The organism is Pantoea sp. GbtcB22, from assembly GCF_019091025.1.
GTDB classification, from domain to species: domain Bacteria; phylum Pseudomonadota; class Gammaproteobacteria; order Enterobacterales; family Enterobacteriaceae; genus Pantoea; species Pantoea leporis.
Genome location: NZ_JAGXKB010000765.1, coordinates 1 through 239 on the forward strand (window position 1 = coordinate 1; position 239 = coordinate 239).

At 49.4% G+C, this 239-nt stretch carries 1 protein-coding gene; it reads right to left on the reverse strand.

The genetic code is table 11. The annotated features are described in order from the left end of the window. On the reverse strand, nt 1-239 hold a 239-nt coding region (locus tag KVT28_RS26615), incomplete at both ends, for a response regulator (protein WP_217551306.1).

The following is a 239-nucleotide window of genomic DNA, read 5'->3' on the forward strand; positions in this document are numbered from 1 at the left end:
CGGAGATAACCAGAATGGGCACATTGTTGCCGCGCGTGCGAAGACGTCCAACGAACGGGATACCGCCCATACGCGGCATTTCAAGGTCGCAAATAACCAGAACCACTGACTGCGCCGACAACAAGGTTAAGCCATCAACACCAACACCTGCCTCAAGCGTTGTTGCACCTAAGCTGGTTAATAAATTGTCTATCAATGAACGGAAAACGACCCCATCTTCGACAATGAGTATCTTTTTG